Origin of the sequence: Snodgrassella communis (assembly GCF_914768045.1) — a bacterium.
GTDB classification, from domain to species: Bacteria; Pseudomonadota; Gammaproteobacteria; order Burkholderiales; family Neisseriaceae; genus Snodgrassella; species Snodgrassella communis.
The window spans coordinates 73,752-89,829 of record NZ_CAJZCD010000004.1; the positions used below are offsets into that span (position 1 = coordinate 73,752).

At 46.6% G+C, this 16,078-nt stretch carries 12 protein-coding genes; 8 read left to right on the forward strand and 4 right to left on the reverse strand.

Annotation, left to right across the window (positions count from 1 at the left end):
- Nucleotides 1-244: 244 nt before the first annotated feature.
- On the reverse strand, nucleotides 245-442 hold the full coding sequence (locus tag MJ761_RS05575; protein WP_093091849.1) for a (2Fe-2S)-binding protein: 198 nt from the start codon (nucleotides 440-442) through the stop codon (nucleotides 245-247).
- Nucleotides 443-607: 165 nt separating this feature from the next.
- On the reverse strand, nucleotides 608-3,211 hold the full coding sequence (gene gyrA, locus MJ761_RS05580; RefSeq protein ID WP_093091851.1) for a DNA gyrase subunit A: 2,604 nt from the start codon (nucleotides 3,209-3,211) through the stop codon (nucleotides 608-610).
- Between the two features lie 419 nt (nucleotides 3,212-3,630).
- Here gyrA and earP point away from each other — a divergent pair, with 419 nt between their 5' ends.
- From earP to MJ761_RS05605, 5 genes are all read left to right on the forward strand, one after another.
- Nucleotides 3,631-4,833, forward strand: coding sequence for an elongation factor P maturation arginine rhamnosyltransferase EarP (earP, locus tag MJ761_RS05585; RefSeq protein ID WP_093091853.1), 1,203 nt, complete (start codon nucleotides 3,631-3,633; stop codon nucleotides 4,831-4,833).
- Nucleotides 4,834-4,878: 45 nt separating this feature from the next.
- On the forward strand, nucleotides 4,879-5,439 hold the full coding sequence (gene efp, locus MJ761_RS05590) for an elongation factor P (RefSeq protein ID WP_025331610.1): 561 nt from the start codon (nucleotides 4,879-4,881) through the stop codon (nucleotides 5,437-5,439).
- A 141-nt stretch (nucleotides 5,440-5,580) separates the two neighbouring features.
- Nucleotides 5,581-6,963: an MATE family efflux transporter gene (locus tag MJ761_RS05595; protein ID WP_093091855.1), complete on the forward strand. Its 1,383-nt coding sequence runs from the start codon at nucleotides 5,581-5,583 to the stop codon at nucleotides 6,961-6,963.
- Nucleotides 6,963-7,988 carry a UDP-N-acetylmuramate dehydrogenase gene (gene murB, locus MJ761_RS05600; RefSeq protein ID WP_369796849.1) on the forward strand — a complete coding sequence of 342 codons (1,026 nt, stop codon included), beginning with the start codon at nucleotides 6,963-6,965 and terminating at the stop codon, nucleotides 7,986-7,988. The genes MJ761_RS05595 and murB overlap by 1 nt, the downstream gene beginning before the upstream one ends.
- Nucleotides 7,989-8,066: 78 nt before the next feature.
- Nucleotides 8,067-8,720, forward strand: coding sequence for a TetR/AcrR family transcriptional regulator (locus tag MJ761_RS05605; protein ID WP_093091998.1), 654 nt, complete (start codon nucleotides 8,067-8,069; stop codon nucleotides 8,718-8,720).
- A 904-nt stretch (nucleotides 8,721-9,624) separates the two neighbouring features.
- On the opposite strand, the gene MJ761_RS05610 is transcribed toward MJ761_RS05605, so the two are convergent.
- The gene (locus tag MJ761_RS05610) at nucleotides 9,625-10,629 is read right to left on the reverse strand and encodes an MBL fold metallo-hydrolase (protein ID WP_093091857.1); all 1,005 of its coding nucleotides are present in this window, start codon (nucleotides 10,627-10,629) and stop codon (nucleotides 9,625-9,627) included.
- 131 nt (nucleotides 10,630-10,760) lie between these two features.
- Between MJ761_RS05610 and MJ761_RS05615 the strand changes: the two genes are divergently transcribed.
- Both MJ761_RS05615 and MJ761_RS05620 read left to right on the forward strand, forming a co-directional pair.
- Nucleotides 10,761-10,922 (forward strand): hypothetical protein, encoded by a 162-nt coding sequence (locus MJ761_RS05615; RefSeq protein WP_176715063.1) that lies wholly within the window; start codon nucleotides 10,761-10,763, stop codon nucleotides 10,920-10,922.
- A gap of 55 nt (nucleotides 10,923-10,977) precedes the next feature.
- A complete protein-coding gene (locus MJ761_RS05620) occupies nucleotides 10,978-12,393 on the forward strand; it encodes a hypothetical protein (protein ID WP_141683414.1) in 1,416 nt (471 codons plus the stop codon).
- 617 nt (nucleotides 12,394-13,010) lie between these two features.
- Here MJ761_RS05620 and MJ761_RS05625 read toward each other — a convergent pair.
- The gene (locus MJ761_RS05625) at nucleotides 13,011-13,298 is read right to left on the reverse strand and encodes a hypothetical protein (RefSeq protein WP_093091861.1); all 288 of its coding nucleotides are present in this window, start codon (nucleotides 13,296-13,298) and stop codon (nucleotides 13,011-13,013) included.
- Nucleotides 13,299-14,048: 750 nt separating this feature from the next.
- Between MJ761_RS05625 and pta the strand changes: the two genes are divergently transcribed.
- The gene (pta, locus tag MJ761_RS05630) at nucleotides 14,049-15,749 is read left to right on the forward strand and encodes a phosphate acetyltransferase (RefSeq protein ID WP_093091865.1); all 1,701 of its coding nucleotides are present in this window, start codon (nucleotides 14,049-14,051) and stop codon (nucleotides 15,747-15,749) included.
- Nucleotides 15,750-16,078: the final 329 nt, after the last annotated feature.

The following is a 16,078-nucleotide window of genomic DNA, read 5'->3' on the forward strand; positions in this document are numbered from 1 at the left end:
TCGCTGTATGACGGATTTTGTATATGTGACTTATCTGGCCGATATTGCGGTGGATGGTTATTATCAGCAACAGGATATTGGCAAGTAGTTAATTAGGAAAATTCAGAAAAATACTGATTATGATGCCAATGTAATATAAATTGCTGCGTCGCAAGTAGTCGATTATTACGGCCGTATTGATTTTACTGCTTATCCGTCAGCTTGGATTTTAAATGCGCCAGTGTGACGGCAGATTATCTGGTGTTTATTTGTTTTCGGCTTTGGTGCAGCTGGTTAGGTTGTCGTGGCGGCAAGACAGGTATGAGCTGGCCAAATCGGCACAGCAGCCGCAACAGGTGGCTACGCCAAGCTGTGCCTGTAAGTCGGTAAGGCTGGAGGCACCGGCGGCAACGGTTTCTTTTATCTGGCGATCGGTGATGGCATTGCACAGACAAACATACATGGTTTTTCCTTTGTGGGTATGGTTTGTTTTTGCGAATGAAGATGATAATAGATTTCATTATTGTTATCAAGGGGGGTATTGCTATGGGGAGTACGGTAAGAATAGTTGTTTGGATAAGAATAAAGCCGACTGGTAAGGCCGGCTTTATGGTTTCGTGTGCTGGATTTAATCTTCCGGGGCATCCAGTACATCTACTTCGGTGTTGCTGTTTTCTTCCGGCTCGGCAATGCGCTCCAGACTCACCAGTTTTTCGCCCTCATCAAGATTGATGAGTTTTACGCCGGCCGCAGCACGGCCGGTAGAACGTATCTGATCGACTTTGGTGCGAATCAGTACGCCACCGCTGGTAATCAGCATGAGGTCGTCGCTATCGGCTACAAGGGTGGCGGCCACGAGGTCACCGTTGCGTTCACCGGTATCAATGGCAATGACACCCTGAGTACCACGGCCGGAACGGCGGTAGTCGTCAACGGCGGTACGTTTGCCAAAGCCGTTGGCTGTGGCGGTGAGTACCAGTTTGTTGCTGTCTTCTTCGGCATCGTATGCCAGCAGGCTGATAACTTGATTGTTTTCGGCCAGTTTCATGCCGCGTACGCCACGAGCACTGCGCCCCATTGCACGAACGTTGTCTTCGCTGAAGCGGACAGCTTTACCGCCATTGGAAAACAGCATGATGTCGTGTTTGCCGGCGGTTTTGACGGCACCAATCAGGTGGTCGCCTTCGTCCAGTCCGAGGGCGATGATGCCGGCGGTACGTGGACGGGAGAAGTCGAGCAGTGAGGTTTTTTTGACGATGCCTTGTTCGGTACACATGAAGACGTATTCGTTTTCGCTGAATTCGCGTACTGGCAGGATGGTGTTGATTTTTTCACCCTCTTCGAGCTGTATCAGGTTGTTAACCGGCCGGCCACGGCTGTTGCGACCGCCTTCGGGCAGTTTGTATACTTTTATCCAGTGACATTTGCCCAGACTGGTGAAGCACAGCAGGTAGTCATGGGTGTTGGCGATAAACAGGGTTTCGATGAAGTCTTCGTCTTTGGTGGCGGTAGCCTGTTTGCCACGGCCGCCACGCCGTTGTGCCTGATAGTCGTCTACCTGCTGGGTTTTGATGTAGCCGCCATGTGTGAGGGTAACAACCATGTCGCGCTTGGGTATCAGGTCTTCGTCGGCAATGTCGCCACCAAAGGCATTAATTTCGCTGCGACGTTCATCACCAAACTGTTCCTGAGTGGCAGTCAGTTCATCATGGATAATCTGGTTGATGCGTACTGGATTGGCGAGAATGTCGAGCAGGTCGAGAATAATATCGAGGACGCTTTTGTATTCATCAACGATTTTATCCTGTTCCAGACCGGTAAGGCGTTGCAGGCGCATGTCGAGGATGGCCTGTGCCTGTGCATCGGAGAGGAAGTAGTCGTTGCCAAGCAATCCGGTATTTTCGGGTAAATCCTGTGGTTTAACCAGTTGTGCATCGATGTCGCTGCGGGCAAGCATCTGAGCAACCAGACCTGAGCGCCACGGACGTGAGGTTAAGGCAGCCTTGGCTTCAGGTGGGGTTGCGGAAGCTTTAATCAGGGTGATGATTTCGTCAAGGTTGGACAGGGCTACGGCCAGACCTTCAAGTACGTGGCCACGTTCGCGTGCTTTGCGCAAGGCAAACATGGTGCGCCGGGTAACGACTTCGCGGCGGTGACGCAAAAATTCGTTCAGTATCTGTTTCAGATTGAGCAGACGCGGCTGGCCGTCTACCAGTGCCACCATGTTGATACCGAAGCTGTCTTGCAGCTGTGTTAGTTTATAGAGTTGGTTGAGTACGACTTCGGCATTTTCGTTGCGTTTAAGTTCGATAACGACGCGCATGCCGGATTTGTCTGATTCGTCGCGCAGGTCGGAAATACCTTCGATAACTTTGTTGTGTACCAGCTCTCCGATTTTTTCAACCAGTCTGGCTTTGTTTACCTGATACGGGATTTCATCAATGATGATGGCTTCGCGGTCGTCGTGTTTGCCGATTGGTTCGATGTGGGTTTTGCCACGCATGATGACGCGACCACGGCCGGTACGGTAGCCTTCGCGCACGCCGGAAAGGCCATAGATGATGCCGCCGGTAGGAAAATCAGGTGCCGGAATCAGGTCGATGAGTTCGTCAATGCTGAGGTTTTCGTTGGCCAGTAGGGCTTTGGCGCCGCCAAGCACTTCTTTGATGTTGTGTGGCGGTATGTTGGTAGCCATGCCGACGGCGATACCGGATGAGCCGTTAACGAGCAGTGCCGGAATCCGGGTAGGCAGTACGGCTGGTTCGCTTTCGTTGCCGTCGTAGTTGGGAATGAAGTCGACGGTTTCCTGATCGATATCGGCCAGTAATTCGTGCGCAATTTTGGCCATGCGGATTTCGGTATAACGCATGGCTGCGGCGCTGTCGCCATCGACGGAACCAAAATTACCCTGTCCGTCTACCAGCATGTAGCGCATGGAGAAGTCTTGTGCCATGCGTACGATGGTGTCGTAAACGGCGGTGTCGCCGTGCGGGTGGTATTTACCGATAACATCGCCGACAATACGTGCCGATTTTTTGTAGGCACGATTCCAGTCGTTATTCAATTCGTGCATGGCGTACAGTACGCGGCGATGAACTGGTTTCAGGCCATCGCGCACATCGGGAAGGGCGCGTCCCACGATAACGCTCATGGCGTAATCTAGGTAGGAACGGCGCATTTCTTCTTCGAGAGATACTGTTATGGTTTCTTTGGCAAAAAGTGCATCAGACATAATGGCTTTACTACTTTGGAGAGCATGGTTTATTTTACCATAGCAGTCATGGGTTTCTGACTATTTTTCGTTGTGAGGATGATTTGATGTAAAAAACCTTGTTGTTAAAGGAGTTAAAAATATGCTCACAATATCTGTGGATAAATCTGTGGAAAATGAAAGCTGTGCTTGGATAATTGCCTGTAAATCAAGACTTGTAAGTGGTTGCCTAAAAAATAACCCTGAAAATTAAATCTTTTAAAAACATATATTTAAAAATATATAAGACTGTGGTGAGCCTGTTCCATTTTTTTATGTGTTTGGGGGCAATCAGTTTAATTCATGTGGATAAAATCAGTTTGTCAAGTCTGTTTTGCTCTTGACAGGATGATGATTGGTCATGGTAATGCGTTAAGTTATGCTGTTGGTAAGGAAATTTTATGCAATCTCTGAATTTGCCTGTGTGTGCACCGCCGGCTGATTTTGCAAATGAGGCATGGGTATTTGTCCGGGTCATTGATAATTTTGGTGATGTGGGTGTGGGCTGGCGCTTAAGCTGTCTGCTGGCGGAATTCTTATGCCTGCGGGTGCGTTTGTGGATTGATGATGTGGGTGCGCTGGATAGGTTGGTACCAGAACGCGCAGTCTATCAGGCGCAGATTGTGGTGGAAGTGTGGCAGGATGATGAGGCTGTGGTGCAACGGCAACTGGCCGATGTTACTGATCCGGTGCTGGTGATAGAGACATTTGGTTGCGATTTACCGCCAGCGGTGCTGGCACGGATGGCTGAATGCCGACCTCTGTGGCTGAACTGGGAGTATCTGACGGCAGAGGACTGGGCGGTGGATTTACATGCTATGCCATCGTTGCAGGCCAATGGCTTGGCTAAGTATTTCTGGTTTATGGGTATTGATGCGGCCAGTGGTGGTTTGTTGCGTGAAGCTGATTATGTGGCTGAGCGAGCTGCATTTTTGCAGCAGCCGGAGCTACAGCAGGCATTCAGGCAGCAATATGGTTTGCCGTTACGGCATAATGGTCGGTTGTGGCTGGTGTTTGCCTATGCTGCGGTGTGCTGGCCACAATGGATGCTGATGTGGCAGCAGGCTGATACGCCGATAACGCTATGGCTGGCCGGCGGGCAGGTGATAGACAGTTTGCGCGCTCAACAGGTAATCGCTCCAGATGCTTTGCAACAGGACGGGGATGTTCTGGTGCTGGATAAGCTGACGCTGGTGCGCATTCCGTTTGTGCCACAGGCAGCATTTGACCGCCTGCTGTGGCTGGCTGATGCGGCAATTGTGCGCGGTGAGGATAGTTTTGTGCGCGCATTATGGGCCGGGTTGCCGTTTTTCTGGCATATTTACCGGCAGGATGATGAAGTCCATATCCACAAGTTGCATGCATTCTGGAACAGGGCTACGGCAGGCTGGCCTGTCGGATTGCGCGAGGCTTTTATGGCGTTGTCGGATGATTTGAACGGCACAGGCAGTCTGGACGGAGCAGGGCGTGTAAGGGCGTGGCAGAATTTGTGTGCGAGCTGGCAAATTTGGGTAAAATTGGCCGCAGTATGGTCTGAAATGCTGCATGTACAGGATAGTGCGCTGGAAAAACTAGCCAGATTTAGCCATCTTCCGCTAAAATAATATACTTAATTATTTGCTGAACTTTATTGGGAAATTAGATTAAAGATGAAAACCGCACAAGAATTGCGCCCGGGTAATGTATTTATGGTGGGCAATGATCCAATGGTGGTGCAGAAATCCGAATACAATAAATCCGGTCGTAATGCTGCCGTGGTGAAAATGAAACTGAAAAATCTGCTGACTGGTGCTGCTACGGAAACAGTGTATAAAGCTGATGAGAAGTTTGATGTGGTAGTACTGGATCGCAAGCAGTGTACTTACAGTTATTTTGCTGACCCGATGTATGTTTTCATGGATGATGAATTCAATCAGTATGAAGTGGAAGCTGAGAACATTGGCGATGCCATCAAGTTTATTGTGGATGGCATGGAAGAAAAATGTGAAGTGACTTTCTATGATGGCCGTGCTATTTCTGTGGAATTGCCTACCATTATCGTACGCGAGGTGGAATACACTGAGCCGGCGGTGAAAGGTGATACTTCTGGTAAGGTAATGAAGAATGCCCGTCTGGTAGGTGGTGCCGAGATTCAGGTAGCTGCTTATATTGAAAATGGCGATAAAGTGGAAATTGATTCGCGTACTTTTGAGTTCCGTAAACGCGCTTAACTGATTTTCTTGCTGGCAGGCTGTCTGAAGAATTTCAGGCAGCCTGTTTTGTTGTGATATATGCGGCATCATGCTGCCTGATGATTATGACGGCTTGCCGTCTTTTATTGTTTGTATTATTTGAGTTTGTAGGTGTGAAAAATGTTGTTTGAACTGAATCAGCATGGCCGGGGCGAGTTGCTGGTCGAATGCCGCAGATTATTGCGGCTGGCGTTACCGATTCTTATCGCACAGGCGGCGCAGGTAGGTGTGGGTGTGGTAGATACGGTGATGGCTGGTCACGCCAGTGCCAATGATCTGGCTGGGGTGGCTTTGGGTTCGAATGTATTTATTACGCTATATATTACTTTTCTGGGCGTAATGACAGCATTGCAGCCGATACTGGCACAGTTGTATGGTGCCGGAAAAACCACGGAAATTGGCGAACAGGGGCGGCAGGGGCTGTGGTTCGGGCTGTTTCTAGGGGTGCTGGGTATGCTGCTGTTGTGGGCGCTGATTGCGCCGATGCAGCGCTGGCTGAATATGGGTACGTATGTAAATGGTGTGTTTGGCGAGTTTGTGTTCTTTATTGCGCTGGGTATGCCGGCAGCGATGATTCATCGGGCTTTTTATGCCTTTGCTTCGTCTTTAAACCGCCCAAAACCGATTATGGTGGTGAGCCTGATTGCGCTGTTGCTGAATATTCCGCTGAATTATGTTTTTGTTTATGGTAAGTATGGTATGCCGGAGCTGGGCGGGGCGGGCTGCGGTCTGGCTTCGGCTATTTGTTTCTGGTTTAATGCGATTGTGTTGGGTATCTATGTGGTGCGCCAACGTTTTTTCGCTCCATTTGCGCTGTTTGCCCGCTTTGACTGGCCAGACTGGCGTTTGCAGGGCTCTCTGTTGCGGCTGGGTATTCCGATTGGGATGTCGTTTTTCCTTGAGGTGAGTCTGTTTACTTTTATTAGTTTACTGATTGCGCGCTTTGGGGTAACTCAGGTAGCTGCGCAGCAGGTGGTAATCAGTATTACTTCTCTGATTTATATGTTGCCGCAAAGTGTGGGTATTGCGCTGGCTGTGTGTGTCGGGCAGGCTGTAGGCGCGCGTAAATGGCAGCGTGCCCGCTTTGTTTCGGGTGTGGGGTTGAGCATGGGGCTTTTGGGCGCCTGTTTCACCGGGGTGATACTGTTGTTGTTCCGGCATTTCTGGGTGAGTCTATATACTGCTGATCAGGAAGTAATCCTGCTGGGCGGGACACTGCTGATTTTTGCGGCGGTTTTCCAGTTATCGGATGCCACACAGACAATTGCTTCTTATGCTCTGCGCGGCTACAAGCTGACTAAGATTCCGATGGTGATTCACGCATTCAGCTTCTGGGGGCTGGGGCTGGGCTTTGGCTGTCTGTTTGGTTTGTATTTCGGTATGGCGCTGTATGGTTTCTGGCTATCGCTGGTACTGGCATTAACGGGTGCGGCTGTGGCACTGGTATGGTATCTGCACTGGCAAAGTGAAAAATTTGCGCTGGCACATGCGGAAAAAGAATGATGATGGATGTGATTGAACATGCAGATTTACAGCCCTTAAATACTTTTGCGTTGCCGGTACGGGCACGCTGGCTGGTAACGCTAAATGATGCTGCTCAGCTGCCGGACATTATGGCATTGCCCCAATTTGACCGGCAAAGTGTGCTATGGCTGGGCGGTGGGAGTAATATCCTGTTTTGTGCGGATTATCCTGCGCTGGTGGTTCGTGTTGCCAACCGAGGTATCCGGCTGATAGCAGATGATGGTGAGCGGGTGCTGGTAGAAGCTGCTGCGGGTGAAAACTGGCATGAATTTGTGCAGTATACGCTGGCACAGGGCTGGAATGGTCTGGAAAATCTCAGTCTGATTCCCGGTACAGTGGGTGCTGCGCCCGTACAGAATATTGGTGCTTATGGTGTTGAAGTACAATCCTGTATTGAGGCGGTGCAGTGTTTTGACCTTGAAGCACGGCAACTGCGCTGGCTTAGCTGCGCTGATTGCTGTTTTGCCTATCGTGACAGTATTTTCAAACACGGTGAACCGGGACGTTATGTTATTGTAGCGGTACGGTTTGGGCTGTCACGCTGTTTTACGCCACAGTTGCATTATGGTGATCTGGCGCAGGTAGTAACAGAACAGGCTCAGGGACAGACGCTAACGGCCAGTATGGTGGCACAGGCTGTATGCCGTATCCGGCAGCAGAAGCTGCCTGATCCGCGTGTGCTGGGCAGTGCCGGCAGTTTCTTTAAAAATCCTGTTGTGCCGGCTGCGCTGGCGACTTCTTTATTAGACTGCTATCCGGCTTTACCGCATTATCCGCAGCCTGATGGACGGGTGAAGCTGGCTGCCGGCTGGCTGATTGATCAGTGTGGTCTGAAAGGTTATCAGCTTGGTGGTGCCGCGGTGCATGAACGGCAGGCTTTGGTTCTGGTAAACAGGGGTCAGGCCAGTGCCGCAGATGTGGTTGCGCTGGCTAAACACGTTCAGGACTGTGTGGCACAACGTTTTCAGGTGCAGCTAGAACCAGAACCGGTATGGCTGCCATGAGCACGGGGATGTATGGCGAGTTGTTGAAGGTGCCATATGTATGTTTTGCGCGATGATACACTACATAATCTGAAAGAAATTAATATGGTGAAAGAGTCACGCCCTAATACTTATAATCGTATTATTGATGCCAGCCTGAAGCTCTTTAATGAGGAGGGTGAACGTAACATCAGTACCAATCACATTGCTTCTTATCTGGGGATCAGTCCGGGTAATCTGTATTATCACTTTCGTAATAAAGATGAAATTATCATGCAGCTGTTCAAGCGCTACAGTGAGGAGCTGTTGTGCTATCTGCAACAGGTTAAACCGCCACAGGATACGGATGCTATCAAGAATTATATGCTGGGTGTTTATGATGTGTTGTGGAATTACCGTTTTTTGTTCAGTGATTTAAATGCGATGTTGTCGCGCAGTGCTGATTTGCTGGGCGAACACAATAATTTCACCCGGGTACAAGTGTCGCCAATGCTGCAAAATCTGTTGCAGCAGCTAACCGATACGGGGTTTATTCTGACAGATGAAGTTGCCCGCAAGGAAATGGCGGTTAATATCTGGCTGATTACCAAATATTGGTGCGATTATGACAGCACTTTGTATGCAAGCAAGCTGACGGAAACATCGAAATTCCGCGGGACGCACCAGACGCTTACGTTATTACGCCCCTATGTTGCTCCTGCTTACCGTGAAGAGTTTAATCGTATGATGGCTGATTTAAGTAATCAGGTGTAAATGTTAAAGCGAATCTCATTCGGGCAGTGGAGGTTTATTCTGGTGGGTTGATGCTGAAAGTTTATATCAGGGCAGTAATTTGTCAATCTAATCATGCTGTTAGCCGCCCTATATGTTTGGAAAATAAGTGCTGCTGGCTTTTGCAATTTAGTCTTTCTCTTAATTCACTAAAGTTGTAGGAGTTAGGCTGGCTTATTCAATATAAAAAGCGCAGGCTTGTAAAAGAATAAATTCTGGTCAAGACTAATAATATATTATTGTGTTTTCTATGCCAATGATAAGCAAGGTAGTCATTTTGATGCATTAAAATAGGTGCAATCAAAATGTGCTAAATCATTAATATAGAAGAGGTGTTGTTATGATGTCTTTGGCTTCTTCTATAGAATCATTCAGCAGTAAGATTATGCTTTTGTCCTTATTTTAATTAATTTTATTTGGGGAAATAAAAAGCACGACAAAATTTATTAGCATATTGTTTGGTTAATTAATTAAATATTGTCTTGTTGATGTTGAGATAGGTCTGCTTGGGGTGATTGTAATGCTGAATTTGATGTTATGTTCTATTGTGATATTAATGGAATCAATTAATTAATTGATAAAAGCTTTTTATTCATGAATAAAACATGGTTGGTTGCTTAGTTTATTTTCCTGAACAAATGAATAAATATCTACATTGAGCCTTATTCATGCATTGTTTTAGCATGATTTTCCAGTCTGCATAAAAGATATCAGTATGGTTTGTAATAAACACTTCCATTATATGTTGATAAAATCGAATACAATTCTGAATCTTCATAAGATTGTATAAAGTATGCTGGATTAGGCTAGTAGTGTTTTCAGTAAAATGCCCATGAAAAATCAAGTTTTAGGAAGAGATTGCAGCTTTTGCTGTTGCTGTACAAGATCAGGCAGGAATGATGCGGCTGGCTCCCATTTTGATACTTTCGAAGCGACCGGGGGCAAGTTGTTGCTGCGCACAGGCTGAGGCCAGCAATTGTGGCGGTTCATCCAGTGGTTCATCGGTCAGTTCAAAAGCGCCCCAGTGGATACCAATGGCCTGCCGGCATTGCAGCATTTTAAAAATAGTTACTGCCTGCTGTGGGTCGATATGCTGATTGTGCATAAACCAGCGCGGTGCATAGGCACCTATCTGGATGGCGGCCATGTCTATGGGTGCAAAATGTTCAGCTATCTGCCGGAACATTATTTCGCTGAATCCGGTGTCGCCACTGAAATAAGTGCTGCTGCCCTGAGTGGTTTGCATGATCCAGCCACACCACAGACTATGATTACGGTCGATGATACCGCGCTGACTCCAGTGATGTGCCGGTACGGCATGAAACTGAATATTTTTGATGCTTACCTGTTCCCACCAGTCCAGTTCAACTATGTTATTAATGCCCAGTTTTTGTAGAATATTTTTCAGGCCTAATGGCACAACGGCTGTGATGGACGGAAAACGGGCAGCCAGCTGGCGGATACTGGTTTTGTCCAGATGATCGTAATGGTTGTGTGATAAGACGATAACATCAATGGGAGGAAGCTGGGCGATGCTGGCTGCTGGCTGGGTACGGCGTTTCGGACCGGCAAAGGTGACAGGTGATACTCGCTGTGAGAATACCGGGTCGGTAATAATCATGCAGTTTTGTAAACGCAGCAGCAGTGTGGCATGACTAATCCACCACAGGCGGTTGCCACTGAGGGTAAAGTCTGGTGTCTGATACCAGTTGCGGGCAAAAAGCTCATAGCCGTGTTGCGGTGGTTTGGGCAGGTGCTGGCGGTGTCTTTCCCAGCTCCAGCGCCAGACTTCAAGCTGCTTGATGACGGTTGGTTCCAGATTGCGGAAGCCATAGGGGGTGTGATGGGCTTTCGCCGGATTGTAGTATGGGTTTTTTCTTTTAAATAGCATTATCAGTTATCTTTAGTTGATACGATTAGGGGCGTGATGGATTGCTATCGCAGGGTGTGGGTTTTTGAGGAAGCTTTCGATCGGTTTGCTGCTATGGTATCTGTATTTTAGCTTAATTTCAGCACATCAGAATGCTTACTGCATTGTTGTGGTTCAGTGTCGCAGTTTTTGCTATCAGAACGGTGGCTGTATTGGGTGGTTTGCGTCAGTATTCTGATGCAGAAATGATGTTTGTACGATATGGGGTTATTCGAGTAGGGGTATTGATTGTCGGCTTTTTTAGTCAATGTTAATATGCGGTTTTATTTTTTGCCAGATGCTTGTTTTTATAGTTGAGGGGATATCTCTATGAGGAAACTTTTACTGGTTGTTTTGTGTTTGTTTTTGGCAAGTTGTGTGCTGCCGGTTAAGCCGGAAGACAAGTTTAAAACCGGTGACTATATCGGTGGGGTGAAAATTCTGGCTACTAATTTTAATGCGAAAAGCCAGAAGCTCAAGCAACAGAATAAACCATGGAAAGACAAGGATATTCTGTATTTGCAGGCTACAGTTGGCAGCCTGACCGAAATGGCACAGAAAAATATTCAGCAGGCGGCTGCTACGGATTATGATACGCGGATTAAGAATTATCAGTTGTTGCTGGCGCTGAAAACTGAGCTGGAAGATAAAAGCTACAGTTCTTATATAGAGCAATATTTAAGCTTGTATACGGTAGACGGGCTGAAAGAATCTCTGGCGATGCAGTTTTACCAGCAGGCCAGTGCTATTGTGGCGACTAATAGTCATGATTATCTGCGCAAGGCCAAGTTGTATCGTCAGGGCTATGAATATTTTAATTATAAAGATATCCATAAGCGCGCTGAGGATAATCAGAAGCTGTATTATAAAACTGCTGCACAGGAATTTTATGCTGATGCGCAGGCGGATGTGAAAGAGCGCAATTATAAGCAGGCAGCAGAAAATTTCCGTAAGGCGCATGAGGTTTATCTGCCTTTAGGTAAATATAAGGATAGTGCTAAGCTGGCTGATATCTATGAAAAAAAATGGCGCACTATTGAGGCAGAAAACCAGTATCAGCGGGCGCAGACTATTGTGCGTAAAGCAAAACATTTGAGTGAGTACCGTGAGGCAGCCAGTTTGTTCAGTGCGGCCAGTGAGGTATACAGTCCTTATGGTAATTCATATAAAAATGCAACTAAACTGGCTGATGTTTATGCACGTAAGGGGCAGGTACAGATCTTTGTCCGCGGCAATAGCTATCTGGCTGATCATATCCGCTCTGCGCTGCAAAAAAATTATGTGAGTTTTGTCAGCAGTGCCGGTGCGGCTAATCTGGTGATTGATGTGAGTATGAGTCATGGGCAATTTCAGCAGTATAAGGAGAATATTGAAACCCATGACAAGCATGAAAATCTAAGGGTGGGCACGAAGCAGGTGGCTGATGATAATGGCAATATGGTGGATCAGCCTGTTTATGAGGATTTTTATTTTAAACAGTATAGTGTGAAGACGGTTAATGAGGCAGAAATGGTGGCGGAAGTGCATTCCAGCGGGCTGTATGATTTAAACCGTAGCTATAGTGCAAAAAGTACTTCATCGCAGACTTATTACTGGTTTGATGGTCATGTGCCAAGAAAATATACAGCTTTTACTGAAGGTAAACTGCTTGGCCGTGAAGAGCAGTTTGGTCAGGCGCGTGAAAATCTGTGGTCTCAAATGCGGGGCGATTTTTATGAGATGAGTAGGGCGCTGGCTAATCTGTAGCGCGGGGATGACGGCCACCTTTAGATTGGCAGATGTTTGTCTACACAGCTTACCAGATGATGGTGTGTATTGAGGTCTGAGTTAGACAGGGTTTTGGTTGGTGATAACTTTGATAGTGATAGCCTCTGAAGTCTGGTGTTACCATTTTTTATACAGAATTTTTAAGTCAGTATACGCTAACCGGGCACAAGGAATTTCTGGTGCGCTGGTTTTACCGGCAGGTTAATTCTCATTGTGGGCACTAATGGGGAAGTTGCTGTACAAGACTAAATGATGCGGTTAAGTTTTTGGAATTTACTTATGCCGCATTCTGGTTAGAAAACATTGGTGTGCTAATTTTTAGGGTGTATTTTGAATTGAATCGTGAACTTAGATTGGCTATGTAAGCAATCTAAGTTCTTTTAGGTATCAGCCTACTATGTTTAATAGTCTGAGACGATAATCAGCTTAATGAGCGATTATGTGGTTACTTTAATTATTGCTATACATATAAACAGGTTCATTCTGCTATGTGCCAATATAGTAACGATTGTTATGAAAAGCTAATGCAACGGCACCGGGCAAAGATGAAACTATTGTGCTTACGGTTTTTGTTTTTACATCAATTTTTCGTATTTTTAAATCCAGCGCAATAATTTCCCCACTTGATCGATTAGTAATAAGTAATTTTCCTGAGTTAGAAAAAGCAATACCTGTTGGTGTGTGGTAGCCATCTGAAATTTTTGAGACTTTCCGTTAGTGACTATTTTTAAAATATCATTATCATGATATGAGGAGATGCAGATATTATCATCAGCATCAATCGCAATGCCGGCAGGAGCAGAAATATCTGTATAGACGGTTTCATGCTCACCACTGGCTTTAATCTTAGTAACCGAGTCGCCAGACCAATTGGTGACATGCATTGCGCCTGTACTCTCAAATGCAATTCCAGTGGAGCTTTAAAAAAGTGCCCACTGTTTTTAATCGGCTTGTCCTATCTGCGGACGCTTTCGAAGAATTTTCTCTGGTCGTTAATTTGTCCATAGCAACTTTTCCATATAAATATAAAGAACATAAGATGAGAAAAGTAAGTGCAATAGGATATAAAAAGTTTTTTTCATTATTTGAGTATTTGACTAACAGCTACATTAATATTGCCCTGATTTTATGTCATTGGGTTTGGTTGAGGTGTTATTGATGTTCAGCGTAATTCTCAGGGGTGATCTTGCTGCTAGAGCGTACACAGAAACTGGAAAATGCTGAAATACTAAATTAGTGATACAGAATAGATATTAAGGGTAGGCTGTTAGCCCGGTTAAGAAAGTTGATCTATCTATGTATTCTGTTTATATGGCTGTTGTTATTGCCAGCTTGTTTTGCGGATTTGGATGATGGCTGTTTTTTAGTTTGGCTTGCTATCTGTGCGGATGAAATGACAAAAAATTGCTTGGGTTGTCATGCATATCTGATATCTGATTCAGGTAATGGGTGATTGGGTAAGTTAAATCAGAACTGGAATGGTGGTGGTAAGTGGATATATCCGGCTGACTAATGTTTTTTCATGCAAAAGTTGATGTAGTTTGTGATATGGTGAAACGAAGTAAATTATAATCGTTAGGGATAAAGTAAGTGCAGCGGTTGCTGCTGGTATTATTTAGACGAAAGGGATAGTTATGTCGCAATTTTTGCTGGTGCCAACCGGCGCTCAAACAGGTCTGACCGCGGTAGGTTTGGGCGTAGCACAGGCTTTTGTGCAGGCCGGACATGTGCCGCTGTATTTCAAACCAGTTGTTGCGGATGTGGCTGCGGATAATACATCTGCGTTGGTGCAAACTGTATTACAGCAAAATTTGCCTGCGCCACAGTCTCTGGCCAGTCTGGATGAGCGTGTGTATCAGGGGCAGGCAGATGATGTAGTAGAAGAGTTTGTTGCTGCTTTTTATCAGATGGCAGAAGCGAAACACGATGTGGTGGTGGTTGAAGGGGCTGTGCCTGAAGCCGGCCGAACTTATCTGCCAGCACAAAATGTGAAGATTGCGGCTGCATTAAATGCACGGGTGATTCTGGTGGCCGCAGTAGCGGAACAGACGCCGGCAGCGGTGGCTGCCCAGCTGCAATTGGCTATGCATGATTATGCATATGGGCATACTGAAATCAGTGGTTTTATTTTAACTGCTGATGCTCAGCATACACCGGCAGCCGGTTTTGCCGCTGAAGTGCAGGCTGCACTGGCTGCACACGGCAAAAAGCTTGAATGTATCGGTGTGGTTACGGCTATATCCGCTGGTGTGGATGTGGTTCAGGCTCAAGATGTAGCCAAGGCTGTAGCTGCTCAGTTAAATGCTGAGCTGCTTTGTGGGGAGATGGCAAAACCGGTAGCAGAACATTTGGCACCGGCGGCATTCCGTTATCAGATGATGGCGCGTGCCCGTGCTGCGAATAAACGCATTGTTCTGCCTGAGGGTAATGAACCACGCACGATTGCTGCGGCTGCCATTTGTGAAAATAAAGGTATTGCCCGTTGTGTACTGCTGGCGAAAAAAGCTGAGGTGGAAGAAGTAGCGCAGGCGAAAGGAATTACTTTACCCGCCACGCTGGAAATCGTTGACCCTGACAGTATCCGTGAACGTTATATTGCACCGATGGTGGAATTGCGAAAGAGCAAGGGATTGACACCGGAACAGGCTGCGGAACAGTTGCAGGATACGGTAGTTCTGGGCACTATGATGCTGGCTACAGGTGATGTGGATGGTCTGGTATCCGGTGCTGTGCACACCACAGCCAATACTATTCGCCCTGCCTTGCAGCTGATTAAGACTGCTCCGGGTGCCAGTCTGGTATCCAGTGTATTCTTTATGCTGATGCCGGATCAGGTGTTGATATATGGTGACTGTGCGGTAAATCCGAATCCTACAGCCGAGCAGCTGGCTGATATTGCTATTCAGTCTGCGGATTCTGCTAAAGCATTTGGTATTGAACCAAAAGTGGCGATGATTTCTTATTCTACTGGTTCATCTGGCAGTGGTGCTGATGTGGAAACGGTTACGGCTGCCACTAAACTGGCACAGCAAAAACGCCCCGATCTGCATATCGACGGACCTTTGCAGTATGATGCGGCTAGTGTGCCGAGCGTGGGCAAACAGAAAGCGCCAGACAGTAAGGTTGCCGGTCAGGCAACGGTATTTGTGTTCCCCGATTTAAATACCGGTAACACAACTTATAAAGCGGTACAGCGCAGTGCACATGTGCTGAGTGTAGGGCCGATGTTGCAGGGTCTGAACAAACCGGTGAACGATTTGTCTCGTGGGGCTCTGATTGAAGATATTGTCTACACTGTTGCGCTGACTGCAATTCAGGCAGTACAGATGAGCTAAACGGCTTATTGTATTTAAGTTGTGCAGTATATGGGCAGATGATGGTTATATCATCTGCCCTTTTTTGCTTATGTAGCTATAAAATTCGATAATTTGCTATTTTTGAGCAATATCAATAATAGTATTTAAGAAAAATAAGATGATTGTTGTCTTTTGTCGCGCTGGTTTTACAGACTATTGCCAAAATTGTGCTTATAAATTACAGTGTGTAACACAGGCGTTTCGTCTGAAAAAATCCAAGAATACAGAGGCATAATCTAAAATTTAGAGGATCTTGAAGGTTTTTGATACTCGCCTGCGAATGTTTGCAGGCGGTTTATTTTTTTCTG